This is a genomic window from Microbacterium sp. Cr-K20, assembly GCF_000708325.1.
GTDB lineage: Bacteria > Actinomycetota > Actinomycetes > Actinomycetales > Microbacteriaceae > Microbacterium.
Map to the genome: position 1 here is coordinate 53,733 of NZ_JARE01000021.1, position 21,225 is coordinate 74,957.

A 21,225-nucleotide genomic window follows, 5' to 3' on the forward strand; every position below is an offset into this window, starting at 1 on the left:
AGCGGATCACGCCATCAGCGCGGTACGACCGCGTATCTCCGCGCGCGCAGCGAGGGATTGCTCCGGCGCACCCGCTCGATCGCGGCGGCCTCCACGACCGCGACCGCGATGCCGGGGGCTGTCCCCACCCCCGCCAGGACCACGCCCTGCGGGTCGATGACCTGCGAGTGGCCGACACCGATCGGCGTCGGGTGATCGGCCGCGACCACGTAGACGGTGTTCTCGATCGCGCGCGCGGCGAGCAACGTCGTCCAGTGGTGCTCTTTGAGCGGCCCTCTGACCCACTCGGCGGGGACGACCAGGACGTCGGCCTGCGCGTCGACGAGAGACCGGGCGACTTCGGGGAACCTCAGGTCGTAGCAGGTCATGAGCCCGAAGCGGAGTCCGCCGAGCTCGAACGTCGCGGCCTCCCCCACTTCCCCGGGTTCGATCCAGTCGGACTCGGTCTGCCCGAAGGCGTCGTAGAGATGCTGTTTGCGATAGACGGCGAGGATGCCGTCACCGCGCACTGCGACGACAGCGTTCCGCACTCGATGCCCATCGGAGGCTCGCTCGACGAGGCCGGCGACGATCACCACCGCGCGGTCGGCGGCCAGCGCGGTCAGAGTCTCGACGAACTCGCCGTCGAGACCCTCCGCATTCGCGGCGAGGGTGTCGTCCATCGGGTCGACGAAGTAGCTCGAGTACTCGGGGAAGACGATCAGCTTCGCGCCCCGCGCGGCAGCGTCGGCAGTCAGTTCCGCGATCTGCGCGAGGTTGTCGGCTCGGGAAGCGGTCGGCGCGAACTGGCACACGGCGACGGCGACGGCAGGGGTCTCAGGCATATCCCCATCCTCTCGCATCGACACGCCCGGGGCGTCGCGCAGGGCGGCCCCGATTGGCCGGGCCCCGGGATCCGTGATAAGTTACTTCTTGTGCCGCGGGGTGGAGCAGTTCGGTAGCTCGCCGGGCTCATAACCCGGAGGTCGCAGGTTCAAATCCTGTCCCCGCAACAAATGAAAGGCCCTCTGACTCGGAGAAATCCAGGTCAGAGGGCCTTTCGCTTTGCCCGGACGAGTCCGATGATTGTGAGGACGAGTCCGAGGATCACGTCGGCCGGAGACGAGAATGGGCGCCCCCGAAGGGGCGCCCATTCTGCTCTCCGTGACGAAGGGGTGATCACTCCCCCGCTGCGGACTCCAGCTGTAGCAGCTTCTCGACCGCCGCGGTGAGGCGCTCGTCGGCCTCGGCGAACTTGGCGAGGTCACCGGCCTTCAGTGCCGCTTCACGGTCGATCAGGGCCTCCTGCGCCGAGGCCAGGGCGTCCGCCTCGGCGTTCGTCGGCTGCGTGGGCTCTGTCGGCGTCTCTCCGGTCTCCGGATCCTCTGTCCCGGGTTCGGTGGGTTCGACCTCGTCGTCACCACCGGTCGCACCGGAGTCACCGCCGAAGAGTGTGTCGAGCGCCTCGGTGAGGGTGTTCTCGAACGCGACCCGGTCACCGAAGGCGACCAGCACCTTCTGCAGACGCGGCAGCTGCGTTCCCTCGGACGACTGCACGTAGACGGGCTGCACGTAGAGCAGACCGCCGCCGACGGGCAGCGTCAGCAGGTTGCCGTAGATCACCTCGGACTCACCCTGCTGCAGCAGGTTGAGCTGGGGAACCACCGACGTATCGGAGTTGTAGGTGTTCTGCACCTGACCGGGACCGGGAACCGTGGTGTCGGTGTCGATCTCGAGCATGCGCAGCTGGCCGTAGCCCTCTGCCTTCTTGCCCTTCTCGGAACCGGCATCCGAGTCCACCGCGAGGTAGCCCATCAGCACGTCACGGCTTCCGCCCGCGCCCTGCGAGTTCGGGATGAACGTCGAGAACATCGAGAACCGCGGCGAATCCTGGCCGGGCATCTGCATCGTCAGGTAGTACGGCGGCTGCAGCATCGCCTCGCTGCGCGGGTCGTTCGGCGTCTGCCAGCGGTTGTCCTGCTGAGCGAACGAGCCGGCCTTGTCGACGTGGTAGACGCCGAGGACGTCACGCTGCACCTTGAACAGGTCGGTCGGGTAGCGCACGTGGCTCATCAGCTCGCCCGACATGTCGCTGATCGGCTTCAGCGTCGACGGGTAGATCTTCTGCCAGGTCTTGAGCACCGGGTCTTCGTCATCCCATGCGTAGAGCGTGACGGAACCGTCGTAGGCATCGACCGTGGCCTTGACCGAGTTGCGGATGTAGTTGATGTCATCGATGGCGAGCGTCGGTGACGGGACGTTGGAGTCCGCGATCGCGTCGGACAGGCTGACGCTCGTCGAGTACGGGTACGTCGAGCTGGTCGTGTAGCCGTCGACGATCCACACGATACGACCGTCCACCACGCTCGGGTACGGGTCGCTGTCGAGCTCGAGGTACGGAGCGACCTTCTGCACGCGGGTCTTCGGGTCACGGTCGTACAGGATCTGCGATTCCTCGTTCACCAGGTTGGAGAACAGGATCTGCTCCGACTGGAACTTCAACGCGTAGAGAAGCTTCGTGAACGTGTCGCCGATCTGCGGACCGCCGCTGCCCTCGAACGTGGTCTTCGTCTCGCTCGAGCCGTCCTTGCCGCGCGGGTAGTCGATCTCCGCCGGCTCGGAGCCGTCGGGAGCCCCGACGATCGAGTACTCGGGCGAGTTCTCGCCGAAGTAGACCCGCGGCTCGAAGTTCTCTCGGTCGGACAGGAACCCGGAGGTCGGGATGCCGCGCTCGAGGAACACGGGCTCACCGTCGGTCGTCCGCTGGTTGCCCGCGGCCGCGACGAGGCCGTAGCCGTGGGTGTAGACGGCGACACGGTTGTTCCAGTTGTCTCCGTCGCCGAGACCCGACATGTCGAGGTCGCGCACCGACACCACGGTGTCCTGCATCTTCCCGTCGATCTCGTACCGGTCGACGTCCATCGTCTTCTGGAACTGGTAGTACCCGCGGTACTGCTCGAGCTGACGAACGGTCGGCGGGATGACCTTCGGGTCCATGATGCGCGTGGACGCCGTGGTCTCCGCGTCGGCGCGCAGCTGGCCGGCTTCGGCATCGGTCTTGGCGGCGAAAGGCGTCGTCTCGAGGTTCGCGACCCCGTACGCCTCCTTCGTGCCGTCGATGTTCCGCTGGTAGTACTCGGCCTGGTAGGCGTTCTGGTTCGGCTTCACCTGGAAGGTGGTGACCACCCAGGGGTAGCCGACGCCGACGACCAGGGCGGCGACGATCAGCAGTGCCGTGGCCGCGAGCGGGAAGCGCCAGCGACCGATGATCGCCGTGACGAAGAAGAGGATCGCGACGACGCCGGCGATGATGGCGAGGATCGCGAGGCCGGGGATGGTCGCGTTGACTCCCGTGTACGCCGCACCGGTGATGCGGTCGTCGGGCTGCACCAGCGTCTTGTACTGGTCGAGCCAGAGGCTCGCCGCCTGGACGAGCAGGTAGAGACCCGCGATGACGGCGAGCTGGATGCGGGCGGGCCTGGAGATGCGGAGCTCACCCTGGCCGATGCGCACCGAGCCGTAGAGGTACGACACGAGCGCCGTGACCAGGAGCGACAGCAGCAGAACGGCCGACACGAAGGCGAGGAGGATCGAGTAGAACGGCATCGCGAACATGTAGAAGCCGGTATCGATGCCGAACTGCGGGTCGACGCTCGACGTTGCGACACCGTTGGCCCAGAGCCACACGGTCTTCCACTGCCCCGCAGCGGCGAAGCCGGCGAACAGACCGAAGAAGATCGGCATGCCCCACATCGCCAGACGGCGCAGGGGTTCGATGACCTCCTGGTACCGGTCCAGCTGCGAGCTGAGTCGCACGTAGACCGGGCGCAGCCGGTAGGCGAGCTGGATGGCGACGAACAGCGGCACGGCCATCCCGAGGAAGCCGACGACGAACATCACCGCCGTGGCGATCCACTGCGTGGTGAGCACCCCCGTGAAGCCGACCTGATCGAACCACAGGAACTCGGTGTACAGGGAGGCGAACACGAAGAACACCGCGATCAAGGCGGCGATGATCACCAGGGAGATGCCGAGAATACGTCGGGACGTTCGAGGCGTGGCCGGAGTCGATGCTGAGGGTGAGGTCACCCTTCCATCCTAGGCATCGCTCACTGTGCGCGGGCTGTCATCCCGATCACGGCGAGGTCACGGCCGCTCCCGCGGATCAGCCGGCGACGCGTTCGCAGGTGGGCAGCGAGGCGACGTCGCCGTCGTCCGCGATGACCTCGAGCGCCGCGAGCGACTCGTCGAGCGTGGCCGTGCGGATCACTTGCAGCCCGTCGGGAACGTGCCCGACGACCTCGTCGCAGTTGGCCTCCGGGGCGAGGAAGTACTCCGCTCCGGCGTCACGCGCACCGTACAGCTTCTGTCGGATCCCGCCGATCGGCCCGACCGTGCCGGCGGCGTCGATCGTGCCGGTGCCGGCCACGTTCTCCCCGCCGTTGAGCTCGCCCTCGGTGAGGGTGTCGATGATCCCGAGCGCGAACATCATCCCGGCGCTCGGGCCGCCGACGTTGTCGAGCTGGATCGTCACGTCGATCTCGAAGTCGTAGTCGGTGCGGAGTGTGACGCCGATGAACCAGGTCGTCACTCCGCCCTCGGTGTGCTCCTCAGGAGTCACCTCGACGGCCTGCTCCTCGCCGCCGCGGAGCACCGTGAGCGTCACCGGGTCTCCCTCGGCCTTCTGGATCGCGGTCCGCAACTCCGTCGCCGACTCGACGGCGGTGCCGTCGATCGCTGTGATCACGTCGTCGGCCTTGAGCGTGCCGTCCGCCGGGGAATCAGCGACCGCATCCACGACCACGACCTCTGAGCCCGTGTCGTAGCCGAGGTCGTTGAGCGCGGCCGCCGTCGCCTCGTGCTGCGAATCGACCATCTGCGTGGCGTTGCGCTCGTCGCGCTGCTCCGTCGTGACCCCCTCGGGGAAGACCGAGGCCAGCGGCACGACAGCGCGCGACGAGTCCATCCAGGCCAACGCCAGCTCGAACCAGCTCGGGGTGCGCTCGCGGTTGCCGACGACCTGCACGGTGGTGAGGTCGAGAGTGCCCGCCGTCTCGAACGTCTCAGCACCTTCGACCTTGATGAGGGGAACTTCGTCGCCCTCCTTGTCCGTCGCGGTGCCGAGGGTGTCGTAGACCGGTCCCGGCCGCTGGATCACGTACGGCGACGGCAGGAACGTCAGCACGACCAGGGCGACGAGTGCGACGATCAGCGCCCAGACTCCGAGTCCGAGCTTTCCAGACCGCGTTCGATCCACTGCATTCCTCCGTCGTTCGCGGGCGGCGTACACCGATCTGCCCGCATCGGGTTCGCGCGCAGAAACCTGTGACTAGCGTAGAGGCCACGGCTTCAGACCTGCTGAGAGGCGAGCGACATGGCAGACAACGACCCCACCCCCGAGGACTTCCAGGAGTTCCTGCGAAAGATGCTCGCGAACCAGGGCGGTGGTGACATCGACCCCGAGGCGCTTCGAGGCGCCTTCGAAGGCATGGACGGCTTCACCCTCGACCCCGCGATGATGCAGACGATCATGTCGCAGCTCCAGGGCGCGTTCGGTGGCGACCCGTGGGAGAACGCGCTGCGGCAGGCCCTGTTCATCGCCAACCGCGATGGCCAGGGCGTCACCGACGGCGCCCGCACGTCGCTCGCGGATTCCTTCTCCCTCGCGAACCTGTGGCTCGGCGAAGCCACCACGATCTCCGAGCTGTCCGAGGCGCCCACCGCGATGACCCGCGGGGAATGGGTCGAGAAGACGCTGCCGGTGTGGAAGGAGATCGCCGACCCGGTGTCGACCAGCATCGCCGACGCGCTCACCTCCGCGCTCGACACGCAGGTCCCCGAGGAGATGCGCAGCGTCGTCCAGGGCGCGGGCAAGCTCATGCGCGGGCTCGGCGGCTCGGTGTTCGCCGCCCAGTTCGGCCAGGTGCTCGGCAACCTGTCGCTCGAGGTCGTCTCCGGAGGCGACGTCGGGATCCCCGTGCTCCCCGCGGGCACGGCCGCCGTCATCCCCCAGAACCTCACGGCATTCGGCGACGGCCTCGAGATCCCGGAAGACCAGATCGCGCTCTATCTCGCCACCCGGGAGCTCGCCTATGCCCGGCTCTACCGGCACGCGAAGTGGCTGCACCTGCACGTGATGGCGCAGATCACGGACTTCGCTCGGGGTGTGACCGTCGACGTGGACGCCCTCGAAGACGTGGCGAGCAGGTTGGACCCCTCCGACCCCGAGGAACTGCGCGCGGCCATCGAGGGCGGCGCGCTCCTGCCCGTGCAGAGCGAAGCGCAGCGCGAGGCCCTGACCCGACTCGAGAACCTCATCGCCACGATCGACGGCTGGGTCGACGTGGTGACCGCTCAGGCGACGTCCCGCCTTCCCGACGGCGCGCGGATCGCCGAGGCCGCCCGTCGCCGCCGCGCGGTGGGCGGACCCGCAGAGGACGCGCTCGGTGCGCTGGTGGGGCTGAAGCTGCGACCGCGGCGCATGCGCGAAGCATCCGCCATGTGGCAGGCGGTGACGGATGCCGTCGGCATCAGCGCCCGCGACTCCCTCTGGGACTACCCCGACCTGATGCCGACTGCCGAGGACATCGACGACCCGAGCGCGCTCGTGGCCCGGCTGCAGGCCGTCGAACGCGGCGAACAGCCCGTCGCGGACGAGTTCGACGAGGCGCTCGCCCGCCTGCTCGACGGTGACGACTTCTCGGAGGAGACACCGTCCGACGGTGGCGAGGACGGCGCCGAGGATGATGGCGACGCCGCCCCGGAGGGGGACCGCCCGGTCTGAGGATCCGACCACGACGGGGGACGGAAGGTGTCATCACCTCTCCTCCCCCGTCGGGGACACGCGCGGCAGTTGTCCACGGATGCCTCGACAACTCCCCGCGGGCGGCGGCGTCCCTCCAGAATCGGAGAGATGCCTCTCACACCGCCGATCCTCACGCGCCTCGACCCGAGTGCACCGCTGCTGTGGCGCGACGAGCACACGCTGCAGCTCGGTGACGACGACGGACTGCGCGTCGAGGCGGATGCCGCCTGGGTGGAGCTCCTGCTCAGCCGCCTACGCACGGGTTTCCGCCGCGGATCGTTCGACGTGATCGCGCACGCCGCCGGGGCCCCGCGCGAGGCGGCGAGGGCTCTGCTCGCGCGCCTGGAGCCCGCACTGCTCGATGAGCCGACCGCGCCCCGCACGGCCTGGGTCGAGAGCATCGGCATCGACGACGGGCGCACCGAATACCGCATTCGGGAGGCGCTCACGGATGAGGGTGTCTCCCTCGTCGATCCCGGGCGACGACCGGGCGTGGGCGTCGTACTCGTGCGAGGCGCCGCGGCGGCTCTGCAATTCGCGCGCCACCTGCGCGAAGACACCCCGCATCTGCCGGTGTCCTTCGAGCCGGGCAGGGTGACCGTCGGGCCGCTCGTGGTCCCCGGCGAATCCGCGTGCCTCGCCTGCCGCGATGCGCACGCCACCGCCCTCGATCCGGCATGGCCACTCCTGCACACTCAGATGATCGACCGTGACCCCGGCCCGATCCGCGCCGCGCAAGTCGCCGAGGCGGGTCGCCTCGCCGCCCTGCTCCTCGCCGGCGACCGAAGCGCTGACGGGCGCGTCGTGCGCGTCAGCGCGGACGGTTCCCGCGTGTGGCGTTCGGTGACATTTCACGAAGAATGCCGGTGCCGCGGCCTGTGGTCCCCATCTCAGCGAGGAACCTCGACGGAGCACGCTCCCCCCGTCCTGCCGATCTCGACCAGGACAGCGAGAGCGTTCGCGCGGCCCGCGTGACGCCCACGTAGGCCAGACGCCGCTCTTCGTCGACCGACTCGAAGGTCGTCGCGTAGGAGATCGGGAGTGAGCCCTCGGCCCAGCCGGCGAGATGCACATGCGGCCATTCCAGGCCCTTCGCCGCGTGCAAGGTCGAGAGGGTCACCGTCCGCATCGTGGGCTCGTGCTGGTCCTTGGCCCGCGCCATCAGCGCATCGCTGAAGCTGCGCAGGGTCGCGTCCGGTCCGGCTTCCTCGGCGAGCCGCAGGATGGCGCGCCGCGCCTCCCAGCCGCCGCGCTGCGCCCCACCGGCGGCCGGTGGCTCGTCGGTCAATCCGAGCTCGCGCAGCACCCGTTGCACCCCGGGCAGGAACCCCTGCTCGGTGGGCGCCACCGCCGCCGCACGCAGCGCCAGGATCGCCTGACGCACCTCCGGCATCGAGAAGAACCGGGTCCCGCCCAGCACCGTGGTCGCGACGCCCTCGACGGCGAGCGCCTGCTGCAGCATCGCGGACTGCGCATGCGCGCGATAGAGCACGGCGATCTCCGAAGGCGATGCTCCGGCCGCGATCTGCGCAGAGATGGCGGCGGCGATGCCTGCGGCCTCTTCGCCCTCGGTGTCATAGGCGGTGACGGTGGGGGCATCCGCGGTGAACTGCTCTCGCGCCGGCACGAGCTCCAGCGCACCGGGACGGCCCTGCATCAGCGCGTTCGCGACGGTGAGGATGGGGGGCTGGGAGCGGTAGTTCGTCTCGAGCCGCACCACCGTGGCATCGGGATGACGTCGTTCGAACTCGAGCAGGAACCGCTGTTCCGCTCCGGCGAAGGAGTAGATGGTCTGGCTGGCGTCGCCGACGACGCAGATGTCGTGTCGGTCGCCGAGCCACAGCTCCAGCAGCCTGTTCTGCAGCGGCGAGACGTCTTGGAACTCGTCGACCGTGAAGTGACGGTACTGCTCGTGGACGGATGCCGCGACCCGCGGTTCTGCCTCCAACATGCCCGCGCACGCGAGCAGCACATCCTCGAAGTCGAGTTGACGGCGATCGTCCTTCAGCGCTTCGTAGCCGCGCATGAGCTCGACCAGCTGACCGGCGTCGACGCCGCTGATCGGACGCCCGAGCGCGGCGTACTGCTCGATCGAGAGCATCGAGACCTTGCGCCATTCGATCTCGGACGCGATGTCACGAAGGGTGGCCGTGCTCGGGCGGAGCCGCATCGCATCGGCGGCCTGACCCAGCATCCGCACCTTGTTGTCGATGATCGAGGGCGCGGGCGAGCCGGCAAGCGTCGGCCAGAAGAAGTTGAGTTGCGCGAGGGCGGTCGCATGGAAGGTCCGAGCCGCGACGCCCTCGACGCCGAGCGCCCGCAGACGCCCCCGCAGTTCGCCTGCCGCCTTGGCGGTGAAGGTGACGGCCATGACGCGCGACGGCGAGTACGCCCCGGTGTCGACGCCGTGCGCGATGCGATGCGTGATGACACGCGTCTTCCCGGTACCGGCTCCGGCGAGCACCACGACGGGTCCGCGAAGGACGGATGCTGCAGCCCGCTGCCGCTCGTCGAGGGCATCGAGTGCGCTCACGCGTGTTCCTCGTACCAGTCGACGATCAGTGCACGGGCGATCGACGCGTGACCAGGAAGCCCGACCGGACCGTCTCCCGCAAGGGCGGAACCGATCTCGGCACGCGTGAACCACCGCACATCGATGATCTCCTCGCCGTCGGCGAGCGCCGTGGACTCCTCGTCGACGACGGCGCGGAACCCCACCATGAGCGACCGCGGGAACGGCCACGCCTGTGACGAGATGTAGCGCAGCGACGACAGGCGCACGCCGGACTCCTCCTCGATCTCGCGGTGGACGGTCGACTCCAGCGACTCCCCCGCCTCGGTGAAGCCGGCGAAGCACGAGTACATGCGGCCGCCCCAGTTCGCGTTGGCGCCGAGGAGCAGGCGTTCCCCGTCACGGCTCTCGACGGCGACGATCACGGCCGGATCCGTGCGCGGGAAGTGCTCCCGCCCGCACACGAGGCAGCGTCGCGACCATCCGCCGTTGCGCAGCTCGGTGCCACCACCGCAGGTGGGGCAGAACGGTGCGTCGCGGAGCCACCCGGCGAGCGCGACGGCACCGGTGAGCAGCTCCGTCTCCTGTCCGTCGATGCGACCGCCGAGATCGCGCAGCCCGAGCCACACCTCGTCGGGAGCGGTGTCGAGCGCATCGGTCTCCGGCGGGGCGGCGGCGAGGAGCAGCACGGTACCGTCGGCGTCGCGTCCGAGGAGAGCCCAGGTCGCCTCGACCACGGTCTCGGCGGGCACCCGCAGGAGCGTCGAATCGACGACTCTGACCCGCCCCTCGCGGACGACGATCACCCGGGTGGCCGGGTCGTCACGGAGGCGGCCGATGACGTCCGGCTCGTCACGGAGTTCGGCTGCACGGTCGAGGGACGGGCGCGGAATGGTCATCGACTCCCTCTTTCACGGGCGTGGCGGAGGCGGGACCGCCCCTGAGCCGACCTACCCTGGGGGCATGGGACGCTCTCCTTTCACTCTAGCCGCGGCAGTGACCGCTGCTCTGCCCGGGGCGGAGGTCACGGGCGCCCGCAGCTTGAGCGCGGACGGCGACGCGCGGTTCGACTCGGCGGTGGCCTCACTCGCCGACGGTCGTGAGCTCGCGATCCGTGTCGCAGACGATGACGACACCGCGCGTGAGCTCGCTGCCGAGGCACTCGCGTTGCGCGCACTGACCGACGGCGCACGGGCGATGCTCCCCTTCCGCGCCCCGGCCTATATCGGGGAGACGCGACTCGGCGACGCCCGCGCCCTCGTGACCGAGCTCCTTCCCGGATTCCAGATCGAGGCCGCGCTGGTGCCGGCCGGGCGTGGCGCCGCCGAATCCATGGGGTCGTCGATCGCCGCCGTGCACGCCCTTCCGACCTCGGTCGTCCGCGGTTCCGGGCTCGCCACTCGCAGCGCCGAGGAGAGCCGCGCGGAACTGGAGCGCCTGATCGACACCGCCGCTGCCACGGGCCGCGTTCCGGCTCGACTCACGGTGCGCTGGCGCGATGCCGTCGCCGACGACGAGCTGTGGCGTTTCGAGTCCACCGTCATCCTGGGGGGCGTCCAGGCGACCTCGTTCCTGTTCGAAGACGACCCCGAGCGCGGTCCCGAAGTGGTCGGACTGGTCGGATGGCATGGACTCTCCGTCGGCGATCCGGCCGTCGATCTCTCCTGGCTCTCGGCAGCCCCGGACGCCGCCGCCGACGTGCACGCGGCATATGCCCGTTCGGTCGACCGGGCACCCGACAGCGGCCTGGAGGTGCGCGCGCGCCTGCTCGCGGAGCTCGAGTTCGCCCGATGGCTGGTCCACGGCGATTCGATGCGCCGACCGGACATCGTCGACGATGCCGCCGCCCTGCTGGACGCACTCGCCGAGGGCATCCGCGACGACGACCTGAACGTCGTCGACTCTCGCGGGGTCGGTGTCGACTCCGCCCTCGATGCCCTCGACCGTGTTCCCCAGGACACCGCCGCAGAGATCGATACATCGATGCACACCGACGCGTACAACCCGGAAGAGCTGTGGGCCAACGCCCCCGACGAGTCGGACCCGGCGCAGACCGAGACCGCGCCCCACGAAGCACTCCCGGGCACCGCGACCGGCCGTCGCGCCGACGAGAGCGCGCACCGGGCGGAGATGCTGAACATCGAGACCGAGGACCTCTCCGGTGTCGCGAGCCTTTTCGCCGGCACCAGCGGAGTCGCCGGAGCACGCGAGGACTCGCACCCCCTCGCCCCGCGCGAGGACACGGATGACGACGCGGACGATTCCGACGAGGCTCAGCGCGCCGCGCGCGCGGCACTCCAGCGGTGGAAGAGCTCTTCCTCCGAATAGACGCGGTCGCCCCGGATGATCAGATCGTCCGCCACGTAGTACAACGCCACGTCGATCTCCTCGAGCGGCACCTCGAATCGCCGATGATAGGCCAGGCGGTAGAGCGCGAGCTGCAGCATCCGTTCGTCGCGCTCCTGCGGTGTGCGCGGCGCCCGACCGGTCTTCCAGTCGACGATCTCGATGCGGCCGCCGCGGTCGGCGCGCCGGTACACCGCGTCGAGCTTGCAGATCACGATGTGCGCCTCTTCGCGCTCGTGCGAGCCGGGCAGTCCGGATCCGAGGGCGAAATCGATCTCGATCTCCACGGCGATCGGCTTCAGCCCGCCCCATTCGCTGCGCTCGAACGTCGCCTGCAGGACAGCGAGATCAGCGGCGTCGGCGGCTGCACCCGACCCTTCGCGTACGGGGTCTGACCCGGTCTCGTCCTCGTCTATCTCCCAGAGCGCCTCGTCGACGCGACTGCCGACTCCGACGAGTTCGGACCGCTGCTCCACCCAGGCATGGAACAGGGTGCCGAGCCGCGTCTGCCGATAAGGGCGTTCCGGCATGGGGCGCACGATCGACGACAGTGTTCCCGAGAAGTCGGTGACATAGTCCTTGAATCGCGAGGCGGGTACGCGCGTCGGGGCCTCGGCATCGGTTCCGCGCTGGCGGGCGGCGCGCTCAGCCAGCAGCCGTTCGAGCTCGATCGTCGGCTCGGCCGTCCCGGCGCGCATCGCCTCATCGACGGCTGTGGCGGCTGCGGTGACGACCGTCCTCCGCGCTCCCAGCGGATCGAGTGGCCACCGGAGCGTGGACCCGGGACCGTCGTACGGATTGTCGTCCGGGTCCACCGTCTCGATCGGCTCGAGGCCGCGCACCTCGATCGCCTCGACGAGAAAGGGACTCGGCGTGCGCGGGGCCTTCTGACCGGCCCAGTGCGCACCGCTGAGGAGCAGATCCGTCCGCGCACGGGTGACCGCGACGTACGCGAGGCGCCGCTCCTCCTGCTGCTGATACGCGCGGTAGGCGTCCTTGAACCTCTTGAGCGCACCTCCGTGCGGATTCGCTTTCGTCGCACCGCCGGAGAGCGACGCCTGCGCGAGCTTCTGCCGCTTCGCGGGGTCGGCCTCGCCGCCCATGGCCTCGGCGGGGTCCCACTCGAAACGCGGCAACGCGTCCCTGTCGCCGCGCAGCGCGAACGGCACCACGCCGAACCCGAACCAGCCGGAGGTGTCGGAGACCCGGCTCGGAAGCTCGTCGGCGACCAACCGGACCACCGCGACCGCATCCCACTCCAGGCCCTTCGACCCGTGGATGGTCAGCAGCTGCACGACACCGGCCTCCGGCGGCTCCGGCCGCGGCATCAGCTCATCCGTGCTCTCGGCCTTGTCGAGCCAGGCGAGCAGGCTGCCGATGCTCCCGCGCTCGTCGGCGGCGAGGAACGCGCGCACCTCGTCGGCGAAGGCACGCAGCTGCGTGGCCGCGATGCGTGCAGGCCCCCTGGTCTCGTTGGCCGCGAGCTCTATGTCCAGGCGGAGCTCGAGCTCGATGAGCCGGATCAGCTCCGGGATCGGCTGCGACGAGGCGCGTCGGAGCCGTTCCAGCATCTCCCCCGCTGCTCTGACCCGCGCCCGCCCGTCGGGGGTGATCGATTCGAGCAACCGGTAGTCGTCGCGCACGGCGCGCACCACGTCGACCGCGTCGATGATCGACACCGCCTCGTCCGCGCCGCGGGAGGAGCGCAGCCGCGCGCGCACCTCCTCCGGCAGGGGCGCCATCGCGGTGTCGCGCTCCGACAGCGTGCGCCCCAGGTCGTACAGGGCCGCCATGTCGGCGACGCCGACGCCGAACCGGGGGCCGGTGAGCAGGCGGATCAGCGCGGACCCCGCCGTGGGGTCGTGCACGACCCGAAGGGTCGAGACGACGTCGACCACCTCCGGTGTCGCGAGGAGTCCACCGAGGCCGAGGATGCGGTGCGGGATGCCGCGGCCGGCGAGCGCGGCCGCGAAGGTCTGCATGTGCCGCTTGGAACGGAACAAGATCGCGCCGGTGTGGGGTGTCGTCGCGTGACCCGCACCGGCCGCGCGCGCATCGTGCTCCGTCCGCCGTTCGGCGAACCAGTCCGCGACGGCCGCGGCCTCCTCGTCGACCGTGAACGGGAATCGCACGGCGACGGTGCCTTCCCCCGCCCCGGGGCGGGGTTCGAGAGGCGGGACATCCAGCCCCGGGCGCTGCAGCGGCTCGAGTACCCGGTTCGCGATGTCGAGGATGCCGCGGTCGTTCCGCCAGCTCGTCATGAGGCTGTACGTCGTCGCTGTTCCCGTTCCCGAGAACGTGCCGGAGAAGGCGTAGAGGTTGTCGGCGCTCGCACCCCGCCAGCCGTAGATCGACTGGTGCGGGTCTCCGACCGCCATCACCGCGGAATCGCGGAAGAGCTCGGCGAGGAAGCGCGTCTGGATCACCGAAGTGTCCTGGTACTCGTCGAGGAGCACGACGCGATGCTGCTCGCGGAGCTCTGCGCGGACATCGGGAGCGGACTCGACGATGTCGTAGGCGCCACTGACCTGATCGGCGAAGTCCAGCACGCCACGACGTTCCTTCTCGTCGATGTAGTCACGCACCAGGCGTGCGAGCGTCGGCAGACTGAGCAGGTTGACCGCCGCCTTCTCGACATCGCCGTTGCTTCGATACGGCTCGAACGCGCGGGCCTGCTCCCCCGCGATCCGCTCGGCCAGGGCGAGGTCGACGCGATGATCGAGGGCGTCACCCGCGAGCCGCTGCACTGCGTCGATGATCGTCCCGAGCGCATAGTCGATGTTCTCCAGCTCGGGCAGATCGCTGCGGAGCACCACTTCCCGCGCGAGCATCCAGGAGGCTGCCTGGCTGAGCATCGCGACGTCGGGATCCCGCCCGATCCGTGCCGCATGTTCCCGGACGATGCCGTCGGCGAACGCGTTGTAGGTCGAGACGCGCGGCCGGACCATGAGGTCTTCCGCCGATCGGGGCGTCGCCGGATTCCAGCCGGTGCCGTGGTGCGCGGCCAGCTCGTCGAGCACATGCGTGCGCACGAGCTCGCGCTGGCGGCCCGGCACCGCCTCATCGACACGACGTAGCGCACCGGTCCGCACGATCTCGGGCAGATGCGGCAGGAGTCCCCGGCGTCCGTACTCGTCGATGACCGCGAGCCGGTGTCCGATCCGTTCAGCGAGCTCGCCCGCCGCCTTCCTCGTGAACGTCAGGCCGAGGATCTCATCTCTGCGCACGTGTCCGTTCGCGACCAGCCACACCACGCGCCCCGACATCGTCTCGGTCTTGCCGCTGCCGGCACCGGCCACGACCAGCGCCGGCTCCGGCGGAGCCTCGATCACGCGTTGCTGAGCAGCTGTGGGCGAGGGCTGGCCGAGCGCGGCGGCGATGTCGGTGGCGGAGAGGCCTTCGCCGCCGTTCCACGCCGTCATGAGCTCACCGCCGGCACCGTGTGGATTCGGCACGGATGCACGCGGCGCTGCGTGTCCGCGCAGTGCGACTCCACCTGCGCGGTGAAGCTCGATGCCGACATACCGCGCGCCGCATCCGATACCCGCCGCAGGAAGGCGGAGCGCGACTCGTCGCTCAGCGTGTGCTGATGGGCGATCCGGTAGTCGCTCTTGGCGAGCGTCTTGGAGACGATCACGAGTCGCGCACCCGCCAGAGACGTCGGCGGGGCACCCTCGACCAGCCCCTCCTGGACCGCCACCTGATAGGCGGCCAGCTGTGCGTGCTCGGCGACGCCGGAGTCGGATTCGGGGTCGTTCTTCCCGGTCTTCAGGTCAACGACGACCACGGGCCCTTCCGGTCCGCTCGACATCCGCTCCCAACCGCGTCCGCGAGCATGGGAGTGCTCGCCGGCCGCCGGCGGATAGGCCTCCACCCGGTCGATGTACCCGTGGATGACGGCCTGATTCGACCGGTCCTCCCCGACCGGGTGCACCGTCGGCACGGCATCGTCCTCCGCTTCGGCGGCCACGTCGACGGCGAAGCGGAACTCCATCTCGCTGCCGATCGCGCGGCCGCCCTCGCGGCGCACATCGCCGAGATAGGTGTGCAGGCGGCTCACGAGCACGTCTGCGCGCCGCCGCTCCTTGCGGCCGATCCACTCGGTCTCGAAGTCGAGTTCCGGCCAGTGCTCCTCGACGATCGCGCGCATCCGCTCCAGGTCGCCATCGGGAACGCGCTCCATCGCCTCGTGCACGATCGTGCCGATGCCGGCGGTCGGAGGCATCACCGTGTCGCCACCGAGGGCCGAGACGACCCAGTTGAGGCCGCACTCCTCATAGGACTCCATCTTCGACGGCGAGACCCGTGCGCCGGTGACCGCGAGATCTCGCAGCGGAGCATCGGTCGAGGTCGGGGTCACCCCGTACCACTCCGCGGGGTCGGCGCCGGGCACCCCCTCGCGGGCGAGCACGGCGAGCTGCCCGGCGGCGTCTCGCCTGAGCGAGTCCGTGTGGGCGGTGGTGAGGCTGCGTCGATGCCGCGCGACCAGTCCGCGCAGGGTGAGCGGATGCTCCGCTGACGCGTGCCGTTCCGGTGGTTCCGGGGCCGGCAGGAACCCGAAGAAGGGACTCGGCGTGAGGTCGTCGTCATCGACCGCCGTGATCAGCAGGCGGTCTCGCGCACGGGAGACCGCGCGGACGAACAGGCGGAGTTCGTCGTGGAGGGCCGCCCGCCGGCGATCCAGCACACCGACGGGTTCGGTGCTGGTGCCGGTGCGAGCCGCGTGCATCGCCTCCGCAAGCCGCCACGTCTGCAGCAGACCGCCGCGCAGGCGCACGTTCGGCCAGATCCCGTCCTGAACCCCCGCGACGACGACCGCGTCGAACTCCGTGCCGAGGGCCGTCGCGGGGGTCAGGAGCGTGACTCTGCCCGGGCGGTCGGGCGTCGACAGCGAATCCTCGGGGACCTCGCTGTCGAGGATGTCGCGCACGAAGGTGTGCGGCTGCTCATCGGGAGTACGCTCGACGAACCTCTTCGCCGCGTCGAAGAGCGCGACGAGGGCGTCGAGTGAGCGCGCCGTCTCGGCGCCGGTCGGCAACTGCGAGATCTCGCGCCAGGCGACCTGGAGCCGGCGACCGTCCACGGCGCGGGCCTGGTCCCACACCCGCCACAACAGATCGTGGATCGTCTCCCCCTCGGCGGCAGCTCTGGCCGTGGCTTCGATCGTCTCGGCGAAGCGCTCTGCCGTACGCGACTCCGGCGCGTCGATGAGGGTCAGGTGCGCAGGGTTGGCCATGGCCTGCCGCAGCAGTTCTCGCGCGGGCGTCGCGCCGCCCTGTTCGAGCTCGATATGCCGGAGCCGGGCACGGAGGCGCCGCAGTCCGATCGCGTCCATCCCTCCGAACGGGGTGCGCATGGCCTCTTCGAGTGCCTCGGAGGTGCGTTCCTCGATCGGGGTCAGCGCCAGGCGCACGATGCCGACGATGTCTCGCACGATGCCCTCGCTGCCGAGCGGACGCTGCACTCCGGCGGCGCGGGTGGGGATCTCTCGGGCGGCGAGTTCGGTCTCGAGGGTCGTCACCTGTCGGGTGTCGTGGGCGATGACGGCCATCCGTTCCCAACGGATCCCCTCAGCGAGATGCCATTCCCGCATCACTCCGGCGATGCGATCGAGCTCCTCGTAGGGCGAGGGGGCGACGAAGGTCGAAACCCGGGCGTCGATCTCCTCCGATGTCACCGGCACGGGAGCACGCCGGTGCTCCACCCTGCCGGAGACGCCGATCGCCTGCGTCACGGTCCGTGTGAGCGCGGTGAGCGCCGGCTGCTGACGATGCGCACCGTCGAGCACATGCACCTCTCCGAGCGCGCCCGCGAGCTGGGCGAACAGCTCCGGGCTGGCCCCGCGGAAGGAACCGGACGAGATGTCGGGGTCACCGAAGGCCAGAACGGCGATGCCGCGGCCACGGAGGCTCTTGACCATCGCGATCCCACCCCGAGTGAGCTCCTGCGCGTCGTCGATCAGCACCACACGCAGGGGCGCCAGGGGACCGAGCGTCGCCGCGTCCGCCCCCTGCAGGATCGTGCTCGCCTCGCTGAGAAGATCCGCGGCGTCGCGGTGCGCCGAGCGCAGCGCATCGAGCACCGTCCGATATTCGACCAGGAACTCCGCCGCCGCGGTCCAGACATCATTGCCCGACGCACGGAGCTCTTCGGGGTGCACACCGATCTCGGTGCACTCCGCCAGGAACGCGCGCAGCTCGGAACGGAATCCCTTCGATGCGCGGACGGAGGCGCTGAGGGCATCCGGCCAGGGGATGCGCCCGTCTTCCATGTCGCCGGCGAGCAGTTCCGCGATGATGCGGTCCTGGTCTGCGCCGGTGAGCAACGCAGGCGGTTCCGCCCCCTCGCGCACCATCGCCCCGCGGACGAGCTGGAAGGCGAAGGACCCGAGGGACCGCGCCAACGGCCCGGGGGTGGCTTGGCCGATGCGCACGCCGATGCGGTCGCGCAGCGCCGTCGCCGCCTGTCGGCTCGGAGTGAGCGCGAGCACCTCTTCGGGCCGCAGCCCCTGCGCATCGAGCAGATGCACGACGCGGTCGACGAGGGTGCGGGTCTTCCCCGTTCCCGGTGCGCCGATGATGACGCCCGATGCCGACGGCTCCGCGGCGATCACAGCTCGCTGCGCGGCATCCGATGTCATGTCGTCCACGCTATCCGGACGCGCGGACATCGGCGTGCGTCCCCGCTGTGCGCTCAGGGCGAAACCACCGCCGTCGGCCGATCCGGCGCGAGGCGCGCGGGGTAGAGTTGGGCCAGTCCCCGATCTTCAAGGAGCACGCGTGGAAATCCGCATCGGCATCATCAACACCGGCCGTGAACTGAGCTTCGACACCGGCGTGAGCGCGGACGAGGTCCGTACCCAGGTCGCCACGGCGCTGGAGCAGAACGCGACGCACGTGAGCTTCGCCGATGTGAAGGGCAACTCGTACATCGTCCCGACCGCGAACCTCGCCTACATCGAGCTGGGCACCGAGGAATCGCGCCGCGTCGGCTTCGTCGCCTGATCCGACGATGTACATCCTCCTCGCACTCGTCGGAGCGTGCGCACTGGGAATCGCGGTGCACTTCCTGATCACCGACCGCGAGCTGCGCGGGGTCGTCCTCGCCCCCGCCATCGCGACGGCGGCATCGGCGATCCTCTACACGGGCCTGCAGTGGCTGGGCGTCGGCGAGGACAGCATCTGGCTGTGGGTCGCGAGCGTTCTCGGCGCCGTCGCGATCGCCGCCGTCGGTACCCTGGCCATCACGGCACTGCGCAAGCGCTCCGACGCGACGGCCAGGACCGCACTGGGCATCTGACCCGGACACCCCGGCCCGCGAAGGCCTCTACGACGCGAGTCCCATCGCATCCATGCGGCGCGCGTGCGCTCCCATCAGCTCGGTGTACACCGGCTCGATGCGCGCGTCGTCGACGTCGAGCAACTCGGGTCGCAGGGCGGAGCGGCAGACGAGGATCGTGTCTCCGACCAGTCTGCGCGCCCACATCGACAGCAGCGAACGCCACTCCTCGTCGCTCTCGATCGTCTCCTGGATGATCGCGACGATCTCGTGGCCGGCGTCGTCCTCTCGCAGGATCTGCGCGACCCGGCGGCCGGTGTCGCCGTAGCTCGAGGCGAGCGCGAGGTAGAAGTCGTCGAGCATCCCCGCGGTGATGTAGACCGCCAGCAGGGTCTCACGCGGACGCGCACCGATCGTCTTGCGTCGGAACGCATCGAGGTGCTCGCGGAACGGCAGCATCACCTGTGTGGGATCCCCGCCGCGTTCCGCGATGACCTCGACGATGCCGCGGTGCTTCGTCAGCGCTGCCCCGGCCGCGCGCGATAGCGACTCCTTCTCGGACAGTTCCGGCGTCGCTCGGATGAGCCGGGTGAGCGTCTCGAAGTACCCCAACTGCAGGTAGGCCGCCTGGCCGAGGAAACGATCCAGTCCGGGGGCGAGTTCGGCGAAGTCGACGCGCGTGGCATCGCTCTGTTCCCCTCGACTGCGCAGGGCGAGGGTACGCCGCGGCGCGTCTTCGCGCTGCCAGAACCACTTAACCACGAGGTCTTCCTCCCGAGTTCGCCACGTCGTTCACAATACCCGCGCCACGACCTCCTTCCGGGTCCCGACGACCCCTCGGGTAGGCTGGGCGTGTCCCCGCCGTCGGAGCGGGGCCCCGCGCCTGTGGCACAAGAGACGGCGTGGCTCCGTTTACGTGGCGATCCCCCAGGCTCGCCGGACAGGCAATCTGAATAAAGTGACAACTTTCGCCGATCTCGGCATCGATCAGGACATCGTCGACGCGCTCGCCGCCAAGGGCATCGTCGACGCGTTCCCGATCCAGGAGCAGACCATCCCCCTCGGCCTTCCCGGCCAGGACATCATCGGCCAGGCGAAGACCGGAACGGGAAAGACCTTCGGGTTCGGCATCCCTGTGGTCCAGCGCCTCGGCAAGGACCCGGAGCACGGCGTCAAGGCGCTCATCGTGGTGCCGACCCGCGAGCTCGCGGTGCAGGTCTACGAAGACATCGACCTGCTCACCAGCAACCGTTCCACCAGCGTCGTCGCCATCTACGGCGGCAAGGCGTACGAGGGACAGATCGACCAGCTCAAGGCCGGCGCGCAGATCGTGGTCGGCACCCCCGGTCGCCTCATCGACCTCGCCGGCCAGCGTCTGCTCGACCTCTCGAACGCGACCGAGGTCGTGCTCGACGAGGCCGACAAGATGCTCGACCTCGGCTTCCTCGCCGACATCGAGAAGATCTTCCAGAAGGTCCCGGCGGTCCGCCACACGCAGCTGTTCTCGGCGACCATGCCCGGCCCGATCGTGGCACTCGCCCGCCGCTTCATGTCGAACCCGATCCACATCCGCGCGAATGACCCCGACGAGGGCCTGACGCAGGCGAACATCAAGCACCTCGTCTACCGCGCGCATTCGATGGACAAGGACGAGATCATCGCCCGCATCCTGCAGGCCGAGGGCCGCGGCAAGACCGTGATCTTCACGCGCACCAAGCGTGCGGCACAGCGCCTCGTCGACGAACTGGGCGACCGCGGCTTCAACGTCGGCGGCGTGCACGGCGACATGGGCCAGGATCAGCGCGAGCGCTCGATGGCCGCGTTCAAGGCCGGCAAGCGCGACGTGCTCGTCGCGACCGACGTCGCCGCCCGCGGTATCGACGTCGATGACGTGACCCACGTGATCAACCACACCATCCCGGACGAGGACAAGACGTACCTCCACCGCGCGGGCCGCACCGGCCGCGCGGGCAAGACCGGTATCGCGGTCACGTTCGTCGACTGGGAGGACCTGCACAAGTGGGCCCTCATCAACCGTGCCCTCGAGTTCGGCCAGCCGGAACCGATCGAGACCTACTCGTCGAGTCCGCACCTGTTCGAGGACCTCGACATCCCACAGGGCACCAAGGGCCGTCTCGTTTCGGCTCCGAAGACCGAGTCGGTCAAGACAGAGCGCACGCGCCGTCCCGAGCGGGCTGCGGATGCCGCGGCTGAAGGCACCGACGAGGGTGGCACGCGCCGCCGTCGCCGTCGCCGCAACAGCACCACCCCGGTCGGTTCGACGTTCGCCGAAGGCGCCGCCGAG

13 protein-coding genes and 1 tRNA gene are annotated in these 21,225 nt (G+C 69.7%); 6 read left to right on the forward strand and 8 right to left on the reverse strand.

The genetic code is table 11. The features are described 5' to 3' along the window. Window positions 1-14: 14 nt before the first annotated feature. Window positions 15-824: a carbon-nitrogen hydrolase family protein gene (locus GZ67_RS0103900; RefSeq protein WP_029262029.1), complete on the reverse strand. Its 810-nt coding sequence runs from the start codon at window positions 822-824 to the stop codon at window positions 15-17. Window positions 825-918: 94 nt separating this feature from the next. Here GZ67_RS0103900 and GZ67_RS0103905 point away from each other — a divergent pair. Further along, window positions 919-992: transfer RNA gene (locus GZ67_RS0103905), tRNA-Met, on the forward strand. Window positions 993-1,158: 166 nt separating this feature from the next. Here GZ67_RS0103905 and GZ67_RS0103910 read toward each other — a convergent pair. Together GZ67_RS0103910 and GZ67_RS0103915 are read right to left on the reverse strand one after the other, a co-directional pair. Continuing rightward, the gene (locus GZ67_RS0103910) at window positions 1,159-4,068 is read right to left on the reverse strand and encodes a UPF0182 family membrane protein (RefSeq protein ID WP_029262030.1); all 2,910 of its coding nucleotides are present in this window, start codon (window positions 4,066-4,068) and stop codon (window positions 1,159-1,161) included. Window positions 4,069-4,144: 76 nt separating this feature from the next. Then, the gene (locus GZ67_RS0103915; RefSeq protein WP_036303411.1) at window positions 4,145-5,236 is read right to left on the reverse strand and encodes a YlbL family protein; all 1,092 of its coding nucleotides are present in this window, start codon (window positions 5,234-5,236) and stop codon (window positions 4,145-4,147) included. 117 nt (window positions 5,237-5,353) lie between these two features. Between GZ67_RS0103915 and GZ67_RS0103920 the strand changes: the two genes are divergently transcribed. Next, window positions 5,354-6,763, forward strand: a complete 1,410-nt coding sequence (locus GZ67_RS0103920) for a zinc-dependent metalloprotease (RefSeq protein WP_029262032.1) — start codon at window positions 5,354-5,356, stop codon at window positions 6,761-6,763. Between the two features lie 832 nt (window positions 6,764-7,595). Here GZ67_RS0103920 and GZ67_RS0103930 read toward each other — a convergent pair. Together GZ67_RS0103930 and nudC are read right to left on the reverse strand one after the other, a co-directional pair. Further along, a complete protein-coding gene (locus GZ67_RS0103930) occupies window positions 7,596-9,317 on the reverse strand; it encodes an ATP-dependent helicase (protein WP_029262034.1) in 1,722 nt (573 codons plus the stop codon). After that, window positions 9,314-10,195, reverse strand: coding sequence for an NAD(+) diphosphatase (gene nudC, locus GZ67_RS0103935; RefSeq protein ID WP_029262035.1), 882 nt, complete (start codon window positions 10,193-10,195; stop codon window positions 9,314-9,316). Before nudC ends, GZ67_RS0103930 begins: the two co-directional genes overlap by 4 nt. 64 nt (window positions 10,196-10,259) lie before the next feature. Between nudC and GZ67_RS0103940 the strand changes: the two genes are divergently transcribed. Beyond that, a complete protein-coding gene (locus tag GZ67_RS0103940) occupies window positions 10,260-11,624 on the forward strand; it encodes a hypothetical protein (protein WP_029262036.1) in 1,365 nt (454 codons plus the stop codon). Here the strand turns inward: GZ67_RS0103940 and GZ67_RS0103945 are convergent. After that, entirely contained in the window at window positions 11,570-15,064 is a 3,495-nt protein-coding gene (locus tag GZ67_RS0103945) for an ATP-dependent DNA helicase (RefSeq protein ID WP_029262037.1), read from the reverse strand. The genes GZ67_RS0103940 and GZ67_RS0103945 overlap by 55 nt on opposite strands. After that, window positions 15,061-18,282 carry an ATP-dependent helicase gene (locus GZ67_RS0103950; protein WP_136025855.1) on the reverse strand — a complete coding sequence of 1,074 codons (3,222 nt, stop codon included), beginning with the start codon at window positions 18,280-18,282 and terminating at the stop codon, window positions 15,061-15,063. The genes GZ67_RS0103945 and GZ67_RS0103950 overlap by 4 nt, the downstream gene beginning before the upstream one ends. Window positions 18,283-18,421: 139 nt before the next feature. On the opposite strand from GZ67_RS0103950, the gene GZ67_RS0103955 reads away from it, so the two are divergent. Further along, on the forward strand, window positions 18,422-18,646 hold the full coding sequence (locus tag GZ67_RS0103955; RefSeq protein ID WP_029262039.1) for a DUF3107 domain-containing protein: 225 nt from the start codon (window positions 18,422-18,424) through the stop codon (window positions 18,644-18,646). A gap of 7 nt (window positions 18,647-18,653) precedes the next feature. Continuing rightward, window positions 18,654-18,941 (forward strand): hypothetical protein, encoded by a 288-nt coding sequence (locus tag GZ67_RS0103960; protein ID WP_029262040.1) that lies wholly within the window; start codon window positions 18,654-18,656, stop codon window positions 18,939-18,941. 27 nt (window positions 18,942-18,968) lie between these two features. Here the strand turns inward: GZ67_RS0103960 and GZ67_RS0103965 are convergent, their stop codons facing one another. Beyond that, entirely contained in the window at window positions 18,969-19,682 is a 714-nt protein-coding gene (locus GZ67_RS0103965) for a ferritin-like fold-containing protein (RefSeq protein ID WP_029262041.1), read from the reverse strand. Window positions 19,683-19,878: 196 nt separating this feature from the next. On the opposite strand from GZ67_RS0103965, the gene GZ67_RS0103970 reads away from it, so the two are divergent. After that, window positions 19,879-21,225 (forward strand): DEAD/DEAH box helicase (locus GZ67_RS0103970; RefSeq protein ID WP_029273764.1); only part of this gene is annotated, 1,347 nt, incomplete at its 3' end.

Coding starts and splice junctions, on each gene's coding strand:
- GZ67_RS0103900 (WP_029262029.1), bottom strand. CDS start 824: ATGCCTGAGACCCCTGCCGTCGCCGTCGCCGTGTGCCAGTTCGCGCCG.
- GZ67_RS0103920 (WP_029262032.1), top strand. CDS start 5,354: ATGGCAGACAACGACCCCACCCCCGAGGACTTCCAGGAGTTCCTGCGA.
- nudC (WP_029262035.1), bottom strand. CDS start 10,195: ATGACCATTCCGCGCCCGTCCCTCGACCGTGCAGCCGAACTCCGTGAC.
- GZ67_RS0103940 (WP_029262036.1), top strand. CDS start 10,260: ATGGGACGCTCTCCTTTCACTCTAGCCGCGGCAGTGACCGCTGCTCTG.
- GZ67_RS0103945 (WP_029262037.1), bottom strand. CDS start 15,064: ATGACGGCGTGGAACGGCGGCGAAGGCCTCTCCGCCACCGACATCGCC.
- GZ67_RS0103950 (WP_136025855.1), bottom strand. CDS start 18,282: ATGACATCGGATGCCGCGCAGCGAGCTGTGATCGCCGCGGAGCCGTCG.
- GZ67_RS0103960 (WP_029262040.1), top strand. CDS start 18,654: ATGTACATCCTCCTCGCACTCGTCGGAGCGTGCGCACTGGGAATCGCG.